Annotated in this window: 12 protein-coding genes; 3 read left to right on the plus strand and 9 right to left on the minus strand. The window is 71.8% G+C overall.

Features of this window, described 5'->3' with window-relative positions; genetic code table 11:
• The first annotated feature begins 246 nt into the window (after positions 1-246).
• Positions 247-3,306, plus strand: coding sequence for an AAA family ATPase (locus ABZT04_RS08010; RefSeq protein WP_356054232.1), 3,060 nt, complete (start codon positions 247-249; stop codon positions 3,304-3,306).
• 79 nt (positions 3,307-3,385) lie between these two features.
• On the opposite strand, the gene ABZT04_RS08015 is transcribed toward ABZT04_RS08010, so the two are convergent.
• Genes ABZT04_RS08015 through ABZT04_RS08055 form a run of 9 tightly spaced genes read right to left on the minus strand, consistent with a single transcriptional unit; the run spans position 3,386 to position 13,423 of the window.
• Positions 3,386-4,531 (minus strand): thiolase family protein, encoded by a 1,146-nt coding sequence (locus ABZT04_RS08015; RefSeq protein ID WP_356054234.1) that lies wholly within the window; start codon positions 4,529-4,531, stop codon positions 3,386-3,388.
• Between the two features lie 16 nt (positions 4,532-4,547).
• Positions 4,548-5,696, minus strand: coding sequence for a CaiB/BaiF CoA-transferase family protein (locus tag ABZT04_RS08020; RefSeq protein WP_356054236.1), 1,149 nt, complete (start codon positions 5,694-5,696; stop codon positions 4,548-4,550).
• 53 nt (positions 5,697-5,749) lie between these two features.
• Positions 5,750-6,514, minus strand: coding sequence for a crotonase/enoyl-CoA hydratase family protein (locus tag ABZT04_RS08025; protein WP_356054238.1), 765 nt, complete (start codon positions 6,512-6,514; stop codon positions 5,750-5,752).
• A 33-nt stretch (positions 6,515-6,547) separates the two neighbouring features.
• Entirely contained in the window at positions 6,548-7,804 is a 1,257-nt protein-coding gene (locus tag ABZT04_RS08030) for a MaoC family dehydratase N-terminal domain-containing protein (protein ID WP_356054240.1), read from the minus strand.
• Positions 7,801-9,306 (minus strand): AMP-binding protein, encoded by a 1,506-nt coding sequence (locus tag ABZT04_RS08035; RefSeq protein WP_356054242.1) that lies wholly within the window; start codon positions 9,304-9,306, stop codon positions 7,801-7,803. The genes ABZT04_RS08030 and ABZT04_RS08035 overlap by 4 nt, the downstream gene beginning before the upstream one ends.
• A gap of 29 nt (positions 9,307-9,335) precedes the next feature.
• The gene (locus ABZT04_RS08040) at positions 9,336-10,439 is read right to left on the minus strand and encodes an acyl-CoA dehydrogenase family protein (protein ID WP_356054244.1); all 1,104 of its coding nucleotides are present in this window, start codon (positions 10,437-10,439) and stop codon (positions 9,336-9,338) included.
• Complete coding sequence (locus tag ABZT04_RS08045; protein ID WP_356054246.1) at positions 10,436-10,942, minus strand: VOC family protein; 507 nt, start codon at positions 10,940-10,942, stop codon at positions 10,436-10,438. Before ABZT04_RS08045 ends, ABZT04_RS08040 begins: the two co-directional genes overlap by 4 nt.
• An 8-nt stretch (positions 10,943-10,950) precedes the next feature.
• Entirely contained in the window at positions 10,951-12,150 is a 1,200-nt protein-coding gene (locus ABZT04_RS08050; protein WP_356054248.1) for a cytochrome P450, read from the minus strand.
• A 40-nt stretch (positions 12,151-12,190) separates the two neighbouring features.
• On the minus strand, positions 12,191-13,423 hold the full coding sequence (locus ABZT04_RS08055; RefSeq protein WP_356054250.1) for a CoA transferase: 1,233 nt from the start codon (positions 13,421-13,423) through the stop codon (positions 12,191-12,193).
• A gap of 113 nt (positions 13,424-13,536) precedes the next feature.
• Here ABZT04_RS08055 and ABZT04_RS08060 point away from each other — a divergent pair, with 113 nt between their 5' ends.
• Positions 13,537-14,856, plus strand: coding sequence for an acyl-CoA dehydrogenase family protein (locus ABZT04_RS08060; protein ID WP_356054252.1), 1,320 nt, complete (start codon positions 13,537-13,539; stop codon positions 14,854-14,856).
• A complete protein-coding gene (locus ABZT04_RS08065) occupies positions 14,853-15,632 on the plus strand; it encodes a glucose 1-dehydrogenase (RefSeq protein ID WP_356054254.1) in 780 nt (259 codons plus the stop codon). Before ABZT04_RS08060 ends, ABZT04_RS08065 begins: the two co-directional genes overlap by 4 nt.
• The last annotated feature ends 129 nt before the right edge of the window (positions 15,633-15,761 follow it).

A 15,761-nucleotide genomic window follows, 5' to 3' on the forward strand; every position in this document is an offset into this window, starting at 1 on the left:
CGGCTCCGGTCCGCTGAACGGAACCTGACGCGACAGGCGGATGGTGGTGAATCACGCTCAATGCGAACGACTCGGCATCGGGGGGATGTTGATGTGCACACGGGAGTGCCACCGGGCCCGGTACGGGACAGGGCGGTCGGGAGAGCCGGGGGCGGAAGCGGACGCCCGTCGCCGAAGCGCACGACCAGCGGCTGCGCCGGACGGTGCAGGCCCTGCGTCCTCCGCGCCGGGTGCGGGGCGAGGCGTATGAGGAAGCCGGACCTGCACCACTTCGCGGCCCCGGACGTCCTGAACTCCCGGCCACCGTCGTCGGACGGGAGCGGCGCGCAGGTCGTCGGCCGGCCGGGTCCGGCCGGGGGCGACAACGGGTCTCGCGGCGCGTTCATCGGCCGACGGGCCGAGATGTGGCAGGTCATGACGGCTCTGGCCGCGGCGCGCTCGGGGCGTGGCGGCGCGGTCTTCGTCACCGGCGAGCCCGGCATCGGCAAGACGCGGCTCGCCGTGGAGGCTCTCGGCGCGGCTGCCGAAGCGGGCATGGTCACCGCACGGGGCCGGGCCGGTGCGGTCGGCTCGGCCCTGCCGTACCGACCGCTGGTCGAGGCGTTGCTCTCCCTGTCCCGGGCCGGCCTGCTGCCGGACCCGGACCAACTGGGCCCCTACGGACCGGTGCTCACGCGCCTGCTGCCCGGGAGCCAGGTCCCCGGCACCGCCCCCGTGTCGCACCTCGTGGTCGCCGAGGCGCTCCTGCGCGTGCTCGGCGTGGCCGGCCGGCAGCACGGATTCCTGCTCGTGCTCGACGACCTGCACGACGCGGACACGGAGACGCTGGCGGTCCTTGAGTACGTCCTCGACAACCTTGCGGAGCAGCCCGCCGTGCTGCTGCTCATCGCCGGTCGTGAGCTCTGTGTGGCGACCGAGCTGGCCGCCCGGGCGCGTCAGCGGGGAGCCGCGTCGACCCTCGAACTGCGCCCGCTGGGACGCCCGGACGTGCACGCCCTCGTCGTGGCCGAGTGGGGATCCACCCCGGGCGCGGTCAGCGCGGAACTGGTCGACGACGTGGTGGCCGACAGCGCCGGGATCCCGCTGGTGATCGAGGAACTCCTCCACGACCTGGGCCGCCGCACCCAGAACGGCTCCCGGAGGCTCCCCGTGCCCGCCGCAGTCGCCCGCAGTATCAGGTACCGGACCGACCGGCTCGCCCCCCGCGGACGCGTGATCCTCGGCGTCGCGGCCCTCTTCGGGCAGCGCTTCCCCTTGCCGGTGCTCCAGCGAGCAGCCGGGTGCGACGATCGCGAACTGCTGACGGTCCTGCACGCGGGAGTCTCCTCGTATCTGCTCGAACCGGACAGATCGAGTCCGGAGTGGTACGCGTTCCGGCCCCGGCTCGCCGCACAGGTACTGCTGGAGGATCTCGGGCCGGCGGAACGCACCGGTTACGCGCGGCGCGCGGCGCACACTCTGGTCGACCTCCACCCGGGACTGCCCGGCGAGTGGTGCGTGCACGCCGCCGACCTGTTCGAGCAGGCCGGCGACGCTCGCGATGCCGTCCCCCTGTACTGCGAGGCGGCGCGGCGCGCGATGGCCGAGGGCGCGGTGGATCGGGCGGTGGCTCTGCTCACCCGCGCGCACCGGTCGGTCGATACCGGGCTCGCGCCCGAACTGCGGGCCACCGTGCTGGAGTTGCTCCTGCGCACCGTCTCCCGTGCGGCCCGGTTCGACGCCGTACCCGGGCTGGCCGACGACCTCGAAGCACTGGACGGCCACGAGATTCCGGCGGCGCGCCGGGCGGGCCTCTACGCGCAGCTGGCCGAGGTCACCGAGTCGACGGGCCGGCCCACCGACGCCTTCCGGTATCTCGACACCGCCCGCCGGCTGCTCGGCGCCTCCGCGACCGCCGCGCACAGCGCCCCCGTCGACCTGGCCTCCGCCCAGGTGGAGCTGAGCAGGCCCGCGCCCGACCGGCTGCGCTCGGCCGCCGCATACGCCCGCCGGGCAGCGGAGGCGGCTCAGCACGCCGAGCTGCCGGACGTGCACGGCAGGGCACTCCTGCTGCTCGGACACCTGGCCGCGGAACACGACGAGGAAGCCGCCGCGGCACACTTCGCGCGCGCCGGTGCTGTCGCCGACCTGCACCGGCTACCCGACCTGCGGGTGTCCGCCGAGGTGTACCTGGCCCGCAGCGCGCTGCGCCGCGACGGAGAGCCGACCCTGCTCGAAGAGGCCCGCCAGGAGGCCCTGCGGATCGGCGTGCTCCCCCTGGCGTACGAGAGCGGCTGCGTCCTCGCCCTGGAGCAGGTCCGACGCGGCGCGTTCGAGGAGGCCGGCCGACGGATCCGCGACGGGCTGTCCGAGGCGACGCGACTACGGCTGCGCCCGGCCGCGTCCATGATGCGGTTGGCGGAGGCCGTACGGTACGCGCACCAGGGGCGGCGCGCCGAGATGCAGGAGGCCCTGGACCGGCTGGCCCGGGGCATCGACGACTCGCCCGGTGCGCGGTCGATGTCGTACGGGCTGGCGCGGGCGTTCTGCTCGCTGCTGGAGGAGAACCACGACGCCGCCGAGCAGGAGTTCGCGCAGGCTCTCGTGTACGACAAGGAAAACCCGGGAGTCGGCGAGTTCGGGGCGCAGGGCATGTACGGCGTCATGCTGCTGCGCGGTGTGCTCGCCGGGCGCGTGGGCCGACGGCACCACACCGACGTCGCCCGGGCCGGCGGCGACACCCGTTGGAACCGGCAGTTCGCCGGGGCGGCGGACGCGGTGCTGCTGGGCCGCGAGGGCAGGCCCGCCGAGGCGACCGCCGCCGCGACCGCGGCACTCGAGGCCGCGGCGCCCTACCCGGTGGCGCGCAATCTGGTCCTGCGCCTGGTCGCTCGGTCGGCGTACGAGGACGGCTGGGGCGAGCCCGTCGACTGGGTGCGTGAGGCGGAGGAGTACTTCCACGGCGCCGGCGTTCCGGCGGTCGCCGCCGCGTGCCGGAGCCTGTTGCGCGGCATGGGCGCACCGGTCCGGCAGCGGCGCACGGGCACCGAGCACGTGCCACCCGATCTGCGCCGGTACGGCGTCACCGTCCGGGAGTTCGAGGTCGCCCGGCTGCTCGTCGAGCGGATCGGCAACAAGGACATCGCCGACTGGCTGCACATCTCGCCGCGGACGGTGGAGAAACACGTGGCGAGCCTGCTCCGGAAGACCGGCCACCCCGACCGGGCCGCTTTCGCCGCGGCCGCCCGCGGCCCGGTGGCCGGGCGCGCGCCTCACCTGCGGCGCGTCGTCGGCCCGGATCCGGCGATGTGGGTCTTCGGCCACTGACAAGGGTGTGGCGACGGTGACTCGACCGCGCCGGTCGCCACGGAGCCACCTGTGAGGGGGGATGGTCAGCGGACGGACGTCACGAAAGCAGTTCGATGACCGTGGCGTTGGCCGTGCCGCCCCCTTCGCACATCGTCTGGAGTCCATAGCGCAGGTTCCGTTGCCGCATCCGGGCGAGCAGCCGGGTCATCAGGATGGCGCCGGAGCCGCCGAGCGGATGGCCGACCGCGATCGCGCCACCGAGCGGGTTGAGCCGCTCGGGGTCGGCTCCGGTCTCGGCCAGCCACGCCAACGGCACTGGCGCGAACGCCTCGTTGACCTCGAACACCCCGATGTCCCCGATGGCGAGACCGGACCGGCGCAGCACCTTCTCGGTCGCCGGGATCGGGCCGGTCAGCATCATGATCGGGTCCGCGCCGCTCACCGCGCCCGAGTGGTAGCGGGCGATTGGCTTGAGCCCCAACTCCCTTGCCCGTTCGGGAGTTGTGATGAGGAGTGCGGCGGCGCCGTCGGATATCTGGGAGGAGTTTCCGGCGTGGATCACTCCGTCGTCCTTGAACGACGGCTTGAGTTTGGCGAGGGTCTCGACCGAAGTGCCGCGCCGCAGGCCCTCGTCGACGGTGAACTTGGTGCCGTCGACCTCGATGGGCACGATGTGGTCGTCGAAGACCCCGGAGTCGATCGCCGCGGCGGCCTTGGCGTGCGACTCGGACGCGAACTCGTCGAGCCGGTTGCGGCTGAGGCCCCACCGTTCGGAGATCAGCTCGGCGCCGACGCCCTGGCTGAACTGGAACCCGTCGTAGCGGGCCAGGACGGCGGGCCCGTACGGCTGCCCTGTGGTGCGGTGCGAGCCGAGCGGGACCCTGGTCATGGTCTCCACACCGCCGGCCACCACGAGGTCGTACTGTCCGGCCATGACGGCGTGCGCGGCGGAGTCGACGGCCTGTTGGCTGGAGCCGCAGGCCCGGTTGATCGTCACCCCGGGCACATGCTCGGGCCAGCCCGCGGCCAGTGCCGCGAACCGGGCGATGTTGCTCGACTGGTCGCCGATCTGGGTCACGCAGCCCCACATCACGTCGTCGACGGTGCCGGGGTCCACGCCGGTGCGTTCCACCAGCGCGGTGAGCACATGGGCCGACAGGTCGGCCGCGTGTACGGCGGCCAGGGAGCCGTTGCGCTTGCCGATGGGGGTGCGGACGGCGTCGACGATGACGGCCTCTGGCATTGCGGGGTCCTTTCGGTCAGTGGGGGAACTGGACGGCGGTGCCGCTGTCGACGAGTGCGTCGACGCCGGCGATCTCCCAGTCCCGGAACACGGCGCGGGTGTCGGCGCCTACGGGTGGTGCGGCCGGCCCGGGGCTCGACGGGGTCGCCGAGAAGCGGGGTGCCGCGGCGGGCTGGACGACGCCTTCCCGTGTGAACAGGCTGGCGCGTGCGGCTAGTTGGGGGTTTGCTGCCGCCTCGGTGAGGCCGAGGACGGGGGCGACGCAGGCGTCGGTGCCTTCGAACAGGGCCGCCCATTCGTCGCGGGTGCGTTCCGCGAACCGTTCCGCCAGGCGGCGGCGCAGCTCCGGCCAGGTCGAGCGGTCGTGCTGCAGCTCCGGATCGACGTCGAGCTTGAGCAGCCCGATCAGCCGCCGGTAGAACTTGGCCTCAAGGGCGCCGACCGCGACATGCCGGCGGTCCTTCGTCTCGTAGACGGCGTAGAACGGCCAGCCGCCGTCGAGTTGGTTGGTACCGCGCTCGTCGGTCCACACCCCCCGCCCGAGTTTGCCGAAAGTACTCGCGAGGAGGTGGGCCGTGCCGTCGACGATGGCCGCGTCGACGACCTGGCCAACTCCCGTGCGTCCTACGGCGTGCAGGGCGGCGAGCACGCCGATCACGAGGTAGCAGCCGCCGCCCCCGAAGTCGCCGACGAGGTTGAGCGGTATCTGCGGCGGTCCCGCCGCGTCGCCGATCGCGCCGAGCGCGCCGGTGAGGGCGATGTAGGTGAGGTCATGCCCGGCGGCTGCGGCGAGGGGTCCGGTCTGGCCCCAGCCGGTCATCCGGCCGTAGACGAGCCGGGGGTTGCGGGCGAGGCACTCGTGGGGTCCGATGCCCAGGCGTTCGGTGACGCCAGGACGGAAGCCTTCGATCAACACGTCGGCGCGCTGGGCGAGTTGGAGGAGTACGGCGGGTCCTTCCGGGTGTTTCAGGTCGAGGACGACCGAACGCTTCCCGCGGTTGAGCACGTCCGCAGGGCCGCCCGCGTCGGGCTCCGCCGCCCGCTCGGGCCGGTCCACCCGGACGACCTCCGCGCCGAGGTCGGCGAGCAGCATGCCGGCGAACGGGCCCGGCCCGATGCCGCCCAGCTCGACGACGCGGCAGCCGGACAGCGGTCCTGTGGTCACAACACCCTCCCTGACGAGCCGTCATTGCGGATACTGATTCTGCTACGACGCTGTCAGCGTCCCTTCCAGACCGGCGAGCGCTTCTCGGCGAAGGCGGCGGCGCCTTCCCGTGCGTCCTCGGACGAGAACACCGGAGCCGCGATCTCGGCCTGCCGGGTCCAGCCCTCCTCCAGCGTCCACTCGGCGGCGGACCGGGCGATCTCCTTGGTCGCGGCGACGGCGAGGGGCCCGTTCGCCGCGATGGTCGCGGCGAGTTCCAGCGCGCCGGCGAGCGCGCCGCCCTCGTCCGTGAGCCGGTTGACCAGTCCGACCTCCGCCGCGCGTACGGCGGTGATGGGCTCGCCGGTGAGCAGCAGTTCCAGCGCGATGGCGTACGGGATCCGCTGCGGGAGGCGCAGGGCCGCACCGGCCCGCGCGACCAGGGACCGCTTCACCTCCGGCACCCCGACCCGTGCCGTCCGGGACGCCACGACGAGGTCGCAGGCGAGCAGCAACTCGAAGCCGCCCGCCAGCGCCCATCCCTCGACCGCGCCGATCAACGGCTTGCGCGGCGGGGTGATGGTGATCCCGCACAGTCCGCGGCCCTCGATCGCGGGGCTCTCGCCGCGCAGCCATGCCTTGAGGTCCATCCCCGCCGAGAACGTGCCGCCCGCCCCGGTGAGGACACCGACCCGCAGCTCGTTCGACTCGTCCAGTTCGTCCACGGCGGCGGCGACACCGGCGGCCACCCCGGCATCCAGCGCGTTCTTCACCGTAGGACGGTTGATCGTGATGACCTGGACCGCGCCACGGCGTTCCACCAGCACCTCGTCCGACATCCTGCCTCCTGAATCGTGATCCTCAATTGCCGTTCACTTGCCGTTGACCGCGAACCGCTCCAGCTCGTGGGCGACCATGCCGTCCAGGTCGTCGGCGGGCGGGACGGGCAGTTCCACGGCCCGCTCCCTGGTCGGCAGCAGCACAACCGCCGTGCCGGGGGTGGTGACTTCGCCGCGCTGGTTCTCGCAACGCACCTCGATGTGCACCTCGCCCCGACCGTCCACCTGTTGCTTGTCGACGACGGTGCCGCGCACCCAGGTGGTGTCGCCGAGGTAGTTGAACTTGCGGTGCTCGCAGCCGAGTTTCCACAGCCAGCCGTCGTCGCCGATCCAGTCGGTGAGGAGGTGGCAGAGCCAGGTCTCGCGCATACCGCCGTAGTCGTAGGGCCCCGGCAGGCCGAGTTCGCGGGCCCGTTCGGGCTCCCAGTGCAGCCGTTGCACGGTGTCCGGGACGCCCAGCCGGTTGGGCGGGTAGAGGCCGGGAGCCTTGCGGCGTACAGCCGCCGCGATCCCGAAGGCACCGGGCGGAGTGAGCTGCATGCCCCAGCCGAGGTGCCAGACGACCACGTCCGTGGTGGTCAGCGGGCCCTTCACGCGGGGTTGGAGTTCCTCGCCGACCTCGACGTCCTCCCAGTAGCGGGGGGCGGGACCGCGCCTGGTCTCGGCCGCGTACGCCGCGTCGATCTCGGCGAGTTGCTCGGGCCGGTACGGCTGCTGTTCGAGCGCTTCCTTGGCCCGCTTCTTCGACGTGTGCCGCTCGGCGTTGATCCAGGTGCCGCGCCGCAGGGCGTGCATCTCGCCGCGTCCGTTGGCGTAGAGGTAGTCGCGGACGACGTGTGCGGTGCGCCCGCCGAAGCGGCTGGGCTTGACCTGGACCCCGACCTGGGTCTGCAACACCCGGCAGCGGTCGCCCAGTTGGAGGGGGCGCCACCACTCGAACTCCATCACCGCCTGGTAGGAGCCGAGCCCGGCGAAGGGGTCGCCCTTGAGCACGGCCTTGGTCTCGGGGTCCGGTGTCGGGGCCGCGTCCTCCCCCATCGTGTAGAGGAAGGTCGGCGGTGCGACGAGCGAGCCCCAGCGGGTCTTGGCCGCGTAATCGGGGTCGCAGTAGAGCGGGTTGGCGTCACCGTAGCCGTAGGCGAAGTGGCGTGCACCGTCCCAGGTGACCTCGTGGTTGTGCGGCGGGTTGTGCTGCGGCTGGGGGACGCCGAGGCGTCGCCGGGAGCGTTCGACCGCCTCGTCCGTCAGCACGCCGAACCGCTCGGCCGGCTTCTCCTCGGTGCTGCTCACCGCTGGACCTCCTTGGGGTGTTCGGCGAGCCGGGCCCGTACGAGGTCGAGCAGTTCGACGCGGCTCACCTTGCTCGACGGGGTGCGGGGCAGTTCGTCGAGGACGACGATGTGGGCCGGCACTTCGTACGGCACGAGGTGCGTGCGGCACAGGGCGGTGAGTTCCGCCGCATCGGGTGCGGGCCGCCCCGGCTCCAACTCGACGGCCGCGACCGGTACTTCACCGAGTCGCGGCTCCGGCAGTCCGGCGACGGCGGCCTCGCGTACGGCCGGGTGGGTCTCCAGGATCCGTTTGACGGTCTCCGGTTGCACCTTGAAGCCGCCGCGGATGATGGCGTCGTCGGCGCGGCCCTCGATCCACACGAACCGGTCGGCGTCGATCCGGGCCAGATCGCTGGTCCTCACCCAGGTCCGGCCGCCGTGGGTGCTCTGCTCGGTACGGACCTCGAGCCGGCCGGTACGACCGACGGGCAGCTCGCCGCCGTCCTCGCCGGTCACCCTCAACTCCACGCCGGCGAAGGCGCGTCCGGCGCTGCCCGCCTTGCGCTGCCACCAGTGGTCGTGCAGCGCGAGGGTCCAGCCGGCGACGGCTCCGGCGAACTCGGTGGCGCCGTAGGTCATGAGGACGGGGATGCCGTAGGTGCGGAAGAAGGCGTCGGCGAGTTCCGGCGGGCAGGGTGCCGTGCCGGAGGTGACCACCTGGAGTGTGGCGAGGCGTTCCTTCGGGACCTGCGCGTCGAGTACGGCGCGGATCGCGGCCGGGACCAGGCTGGCCGCGCGGAGTCGGTGGCGTTCGACCGCGCTCACCCAGGGTTCGACGGCGAATCTGGGCATGAGGAGCATGCGGCGTCCGGTGGCGAGGCAGGCGAGGGCGCGCCACAGGCCGCCGATGTGGACGAGCGGTGTGGCCACGAGGGACGCCGACGGGGACAGGAGCCTGCTCGCCTTGGGGATCTGGCCGCCTGAGACGAGGGCCTGGTCGAGTTGGCCGATGCGCAGGTGGACGCGTTTCGGTGGGCCGGTGGTGCCGGAGGTGAGCATCTCCACGGCGACGCCCGGGCGGGACGGTGCCTCGGCAGGTGACGTGCCGCCCCTGGGCCGTAGCGTCCCGTCGGTGTCCAGTTCGAGGGCCGCACCGTGCGCGGTCACGGCGTCGAGGACGCCCTCGCGGGTGAGGACCTCGGCTCCGGACACCACGACGGGTGGCTCGCAGCCGGCGATGTCGGCGGCGAGCCGCGCGGCGGGCTGGAGCGGGCTGAGCATGACCAGGCAGCGCCCGGAAGCGATCACCGCGGCGACCGCGGCGACGTGTTCGGGCCGGTTCTCCAGGACGACTCCGACGCGGGCCCCGGCGGGCAGGCCCAGCGCGTCGAGTGCCTCGCCGAGGTCCCGGGCGGTCCGCTGGACCTGCCCCCAGGTCCACCACCTCTGGTCGTACTCGATCGCCTCGGCAGCCGCCGGCGCTTCGGCCAGCAGCCGGGACAGGCGGTCGCGAATTCCCACGTGATCAGCCTTTCGACAGGACGTCGGTCTCAGATTCCGACCAGGTCGGCCAACCGGGTCCGGTGCGTCGCCGGGCCCCCGAACAATTGCTCCGACGACTTCGCGCGCTTCAGATACAGGTGCGCGTCGTGCTCCCACGTGTAGCCGATGCCGCCGTGGATCTGGATGTTCTCCTTGGCCGCCTGAGTGAAGGCGTCCGCGCAGCAGGCCGCGGCCAGCGCGGCGGACACCGGCAGTTCGGACGAGCCCTCGGCGGCCACGGAGGTCGCGTGGTACGCGGCCGACCGTGCGCCCTCGACCTGCACGAGCAGGTCGGCGCACTTGTGCTTGACCGCCTGGAAGGACCCGATGGGCCGCCCGAACTGCACGCGGACCTTGGCGTATTCGACGGCGGCGTCCAGACAGGCCTGCGCTCCGCCGACCTGCTCGGCGGCGAGCGCCACGGCCACGAGGTCGAGCACGGTGCGCAAATACACCGAGGCGTCCCCGTCCGGGCCGACCCGCAGCGCGGGCGCCCGGTCGAGGTCGATGCGCGCCAGCCGCCGGGTCGGGTCGAGGGTCTCCAGCCGGGTCCGGGTCACGCCGGGCGCGTCGCCTTCGACGGCGAAGAGTCCGGGTCCGGTGTCGGCGCGAGCCACGACGAGGATCAGGTCGGCGGTGTGACCGTCGACGACGAACATCTTGGTGCCGGACACCGTCCCGTGCCCGGCCGTCGCCCCGACGTCCGCCAACTGCCATGATCCGCCCGCCTCGGCGAGCGCGAGGGTGGCCGTCAGGGAGCCGTCGGCGATCGCGGGCAGCCAACGCGCCTTCGCCGCCTCGTCGCCGGAGGCCGTGAGGGCCTGGCCGGCGAGCGCGACGGTCGCGAAGTACGGCGAGGGCAGCAGCGCCCGTCCGGTCTCCTCCAGCACGATCCCCAACTCGACCGGCCCGCCGCCGGATCCGCCTTGCTCCTCGGGCAAGGCCAGGCCGTGCAGGCCGAGTTGGTCGGCCATCTGCCGCCACAGCCGGGGGTCGTGGCCCGCGTCGGAGTCCATCGCGTCGCGTACGGCCGCGCTCGGCGCCTTCTCGGTGAGGAAGCGCCGTAGTGTCGTACGGAGTTCGTCCTGTTCCTCGGTGAACGTCAGGGTCACGTCTGTGCCTTGGATCGCAGGTAGGCGCCGAGGTCCGGGATGCGGGAGCGCTCCACGATCTCGATGCGCAGGCCGGAAGGGGCCAGGTGGTAGGCGAAGATCGCCATGGCGCCGTCGACGACCGCGCAGGCCTCCAGCGGGAAGCCCGCCTCCTCCAGGCGCTTGGACGTCTTCGGTACGTCGTCGCAGAAGTAGCCGAGGTGATGGGTGGCGATGTTCCCCCAGACTTCGTCCGGGGGGACCCCCATCTCGCTTCGCTCGGCCGCCGTCCACGGTGTCCCGGGGATCTCCTGCACGAGTTCGATGTGCGGGGCGTCCAGCGAGTACGCGTAGCGCAGCGGGAGCACGCGATCGCCGTCCGCCAGCCGGATCGGCAGATCGGCGGCGAGGGTCTCGGTCCAGCGGTAGCCCGCGATCTCGGTCAGCCGGGTCTTCCACAGTTCGACGTCCGGGACGACAACTCCTGTGTGGTACAGGTCCGTTGGGCTGAGGGGAGGTGTCATGGCGTCGCTCACCACTCCAGCCGGAGCTGCTTGATGCCGTACATGTTGCCGTGCGCTTCGAGGTCCTGGCCGGGCGTGATCCGGTAGTCGGGGATGCGCCGGTGCCATTCCTCGACGGCGACGTTGAGTTCGAGGCGGGCGAGGTGGGAGCCGAGGCACCGGTGCGGGCCCGACCCGAACGCGATGTGGTTGGTGGCCCTGCGCCGCACGTCCACTTCGAGGGGCCGGTCGAAGCGCTCGGGGTCGCGGTTGCTGACCGCGAGCGGAAGCATCACCATCTCCCCCGCCCTGACCGGGCAGCCGCCGATCTCGACGTCCCGGGTGGCCTTGCGGGCGGGCACGACGAACGAGTACACGCGGAGGATCTCCTCGACCGCCGTCGGGATCAGCGCCGGGTCCTCGACAATCGCCCTGCGCTGTTCCGGATGCGTGGCGAAGTGGTACAGCGCCCAGCCGATCGAGATCGGCACTGTGTCGAAGCCGGCCTGGAACAGCAGGATGCAGAACGCGTGCATATCCCGGTCGCTGATCGGCTCGCCGTCGATCGTCCAGGTCATGGCGCGGGAGAGCAGGTCGTCACGGGGGGCCTCGCGCCGTAGCGCGATCTGCTCCTCGAAGTACCGCGACACCTCGTTCATCGCGCTCAACTGCCGGTTGCCGTCCGGGTCTTCGCCATGCGAGAGGTGCAGCAGATCGTGGATCCAGTCGAGGAACCTGGCGAGGTCCTCCTCGGGCAGGCCCATCAGACGCATGAAGATCAGGGTCGGGAAGCGGCGGGCGAACGTGTCGAGGACGTCGGCGGAGCCCCTGTCCTTCAGCCCGTCGACCAGACCGGACGCGACCTCCCGGACCTCCGGTTCGCGGGCGGCGACGGTCTTGGGCGAGAAGGCGCTGCCGAGCAGCCGCCGCCACGCGGTGTGCTGCGGCGGGTCCAGCATCTCCGGGATCCACAGGAACCTGGGGTCGGGGTCGAGCGCCGTCACGGACCGGTTGGAGAAGGTCCGCCAGTCCTGCAACGCCTCCTGCACGGCCGCGCCTTCGGTGACGACCCAGTACCCGCGTGCCACGGTGCTGCGGAATCCGGAGTGGGTGCGGGCGATCTCGTCCCAGCGTTCCTGGTGGCTCAGGACGGGCCCGCCGAGCCGGTTGTCGAAGTGGTAGGCGGGGACGCCCTGGTGGGTCCCGTCGGGTTCGAGTGTCGCGCTCATCACGGCTCCTCTCCTGGGGTGGTCGGCTCTCCTACGGCGGTCATGTCGCCGCGCCGTCGATCTTCAGGGCGAGCAGTTCCTCGTCGGAGAGACCGAGCGAGCGCAGGATCTCGTCGGTGTGTTCCGCGAACTGCGGTGCCCTGGTCAGCTCGGCCGGGGTCTCGTCGAACTGGACGGGGTTCGCGACGAGTTCGCGGTCCACGCCGTCGGCGTCCACGACCGTGGCGATGAGTCCGTTGGCGCGCAGCGAGGCGTCCTGGCCGACCTCCCAGGAGTTCTGCACCGCCGCCCACTGGCCCTCTCCGCGCGAGAGGATCTCGAACCACTCGGCGTAGGGGCGCGACGCGATGAGTTCGGCGACGATGTCGGCCGCCTCCATCGCGTTGGCCATCAACTTCTCGGTGCTGTCGAAGCGTTCGTCCTCGCCCAGCTCCGCACGCCCGGCGAGCTTGCAGAACTCGGCCCAGTACCGGCCGGGTTGGAGCATCGAGAGCTCGATCCAGCGTCCGTCCGAGGTGCGGTACGCGCCGATCAGCGGGTTGGTGGCGGAGCCGTAGCGGGGCTGGGTGTTCACCGGCAGCGGGCCGCCGGCCATCAGCGCCATGTTCACCGTGAACTGGGTCGCCCAGGCCCCGACGCCGAGCAACGACACGTCCACCACGGAGGGTTCGCCGGTCGTCGCGCGGGAGTAGAGGGCGGCGGCGATGCCGCCGGCGATCGTCATGCCGCCCATCGCGTCGCCGTAGGCTCCGGCGGGCATGCGGGTCATGCGGTCCGCGCCCGGCGGGGTGACACCGGCGGCGCTGCCGCCGCGCGCCCAGAAGGCCGTGCTGTCGTAGCCGCCCTTGTTCGCCTCGTCGCCGCGCGCGCCGAAGCCGCTGCCCCGCACATAGATGATGTCCGGGTTGATCGCCCGGATGTCCTCGACGTCGATGCGCAGTTTCGCGCGCGCCCCGGGCAGGAAGTTGGTGAGGAACACGTCGCTGGCGCGGACCAGTTCCTCGAACACCGCGCGGGCGGACGGCTTCTCCAGGGCGAGGCCGACGCTGCGTTTGCCTCGGTTGGGCCCCTCCACGATCGGGAAGAACGAGGACCCCTTGCTGGTGGCCTCGTACCCGAGGACGCGGACCAACCCCCGCTGGGCGTCGCCGCGTTCGGCGTGCTCGATCTTGATCACGTCGGCGCCCCAGTCCGCGAGCACGGCACCCGCCGCCGGGACGAAGGTGAACTGGGCTACTTCGAGAACGCGAACGCCCTCCATCGGCCTGCGCATCGACCAACTCCTCATACTCAATATGCCGTCACGCCTCTTGAGTATGGACCGAACCTCGCTAAAAAGTATACTGTTTTGCTGTCACCGACCGATCCGCACCTCTCGGAGAGCCGATGCTGGACTTCTCGATCGAACCCGAGTTCCAGGCCAAGCTGGACTGGGCGGCGACCTTCGTGCGGGAGGAGGTCGAGCCGCTCGACCTCCTCTTCCCGCACGGCGGCGACCCGTACGACACCCGCAACGAGAAGGCGCGCGCGATCCTGCGGCCGCTCCAGGACCAGGTCCGGGCGCAGGGCCTGTGGGCCTGCCACCTCGGTGCCGAACTCGGCGGCGCGGGCTACGGCCAGGTGAAGCTCGCCTACCTCAACGAGATCCTCGGCCGCTCCTACTGGGCCCCCACCGTGTTCGGCACCGCGGCCCCGGACACCGGCAACGCCGAGATCCTGGCCATGTTCGGCACCGAGGAACAGAAGGCGCGCTATCTACGGCCGCTGCTCGACGGGGACATCGTCTCCACCTTCTCGATGACGGAACCGCAGGCCGGCGCCGATCCGAAGGAGTTCTCGTGCCGGGCCCGGCACGAGGGCGACGAATGGGTGATCGACGGGGAGAAGTGGTTCTCCTCCAACGCCCGTTACGCGGCCTTCCTCATCGTCATGGCCGTCACCGACCCTGATGCCCCGCCGCACGCCCGGATGTCGATGTTCATCGTCCCGGCCGAGACACCCGGCATCGAGATCAAGCGCAACGTCGGCACCATGGACGAACGCGACTCCCTAGACGAGGGCATCCACGCCTATATCCGCTACGACCAGGTGCGGGTCCCGCTCGACGCGATGCTCGGCGGTCCGGGCGAGGGCTTCAAGGTCGCCCAGGCGCGGCTCGGCGGGGGGCGGGTGCATCACGCGATGCGGACCGTCGGCAAGTGCACCCGCGCTTTCGACATGATGTGCGAGCGGGCGGTGTCCCGGCGTACTCAGGGCACTCTTCTCGCCGAGAAGCAGGCCGTGCAGCAGTTCATCGCGGACTCGTGGGTGGAGCTGCAGCAGTTCCGGCTGCTGGTGCTGCACACCGCCTGGATCATCGACTCCCAACCGCACGGCGCGGCCCGCACCCAGATCGCGATGTGCAAGGTGCAGACGGCGAAGGTGCTGCACGACGTCATCCAGCGCGCGCTGCATCTGCACGGCTCGCTCGGCACCACCAATGAACTCCCGCTCGCGAAATGGTGGATGGCCGCCCCCAACCTCGCGCTCGCCGACGGCCCCACCGAGGTGCACCGCACCACGATCGCCAAGCAGCTCCTGAAGGACCGCCGCCCGGCCGAGGGCCTGTTCCCCAGCGAACACATCCCGCCGAAGCTGGAGGCCGCCCGCAAGCGGTACGCCCACATCGTCGAGGACGACAGTCTCGCCGGCCGGGTCGACGCATGACCGACGAACGCGACACCAAGTCCCTTGCTCCGGCGGACCTGTTCGACCTCTCCGGCAAGGTCGCCCTCGTCACGGGCGGCAGCCGGGGCCTGGGCCTCGCGATGGTGCGCGCCTTCGCCACCGCGGGCGCCGACGTCGTGATCGCCAGCCGCAAACTCGACGCGTGCGAGACGGCGGCGGCCGAGATACGCGCCCTGGGCCGCCGTGCCCTGCCGGTCGCCGCCCATGTCGGCCACTGGAACGATCTCGGCTCGCTGGTCGACGCGGCCTACGAGGAGTTCGGCAGGATCGACGTCCTGGTCAACAACGCCGGCATGTCGCCGCTCGCCCCTTCCTCGGCCGACACGAGCGAGGAGCTGTTCGACAAGGTGATCGGCGTCAACTTCAAGGGCCCGTTCCGGCTCGCCTCATTGATCGGCCGGCGCATGGCCGACTCGGGCAACGGCGGCTCCATCATCAACGTCTCGTCGTCCGGCGCCCTGATGCCCCAGCCCCGCTTCGGCCCGTACGCGGGCGCCAAGGCCGCACTCAACGCCCTGACGACGGTCTTCGCCCTGGAGTACGGCCCGACCGTCCGGGTCAACACGATCTCGGCGGGGCCGTTCCTGACGGACATCTCCAAGGCCTGGGCGCCGGAGAAGCGCGAGACGACGCGCAGCGCGGCCGGACGTCCGGGGCAGCCGGAGGAGATCGTCAGTACTGCGCTGTATCTGGCGAGCGATGCGTCGAGTTATACGACGGGGGCGCTGATACGGGTGGATGGGGGGCTGTACTGACAACTCCGGCTGTGGATCGCGATGTTCGCGTCCGGCGCGCGGCTCGGCGACGGTGACCAACGGCCCGGCGTTCCGCTCGCGCGGGCCGCGACTCCGGTGCTATCGGCGACGCCGGCCGGCGTCCGCCGC

The sequence above is a fragment of the Streptomyces sp. NPDC005492 genome (assembly GCF_040605995.1).
Classification (GTDB): Bacteria; Actinomycetota; Actinomycetes; order Streptomycetales; family Streptomycetaceae; genus Streptomyces.

Bases quoted from the DNA above. Each gene is read 5' to 3' on its own strand.
- ABZT04_RS08010 (WP_356054232.1), top strand. From the start codon at position 247: ATGAGGAAGCCGGACCTGCACCACTTCGCGGCCCCGGACGTCCTGAAC.
- ABZT04_RS08015 (WP_356054234.1), bottom strand. From the start codon at position 4,531: ATGCCAGAGGCCGTCATCGTCGACGCCGTCCGCACCCCCATCGGCAAG.
- ABZT04_RS08025 (WP_356054238.1), bottom strand. From the start codon at position 6,514: ATGTCGGACGAGGTGCTGGTGGAACGCCGTGGCGCGGTCCAGGTCATC.
- ABZT04_RS08045 (WP_356054246.1), bottom strand. From the start codon at position 10,942: ATGACACCTCCCCTCAGCCCAACGGACCTGTACCACACAGGAGTTGTC.
- ABZT04_RS08050 (WP_356054248.1), bottom strand. From the start codon at position 12,150: ATGAGCGCGACACTCGAACCCGACGGGACCCACCAGGGCGTCCCCGCC.
- ABZT04_RS08055 (WP_356054250.1), bottom strand. From the start codon at position 13,423: ATGCGCAGGCCGATGGAGGGCGTTCGCGTTCTCGAAGTAGCCCAGTTC.
- ABZT04_RS08060 (WP_356054252.1), top strand. From the start codon at position 13,537: ATGCTGGACTTCTCGATCGAACCCGAGTTCCAGGCCAAGCTGGACTGG.
- ABZT04_RS08065 (WP_356054254.1), top strand. From the start codon at position 14,853: ATGACCGACGAACGCGACACCAAGTCCCTTGCTCCGGCGGACCTGTTC.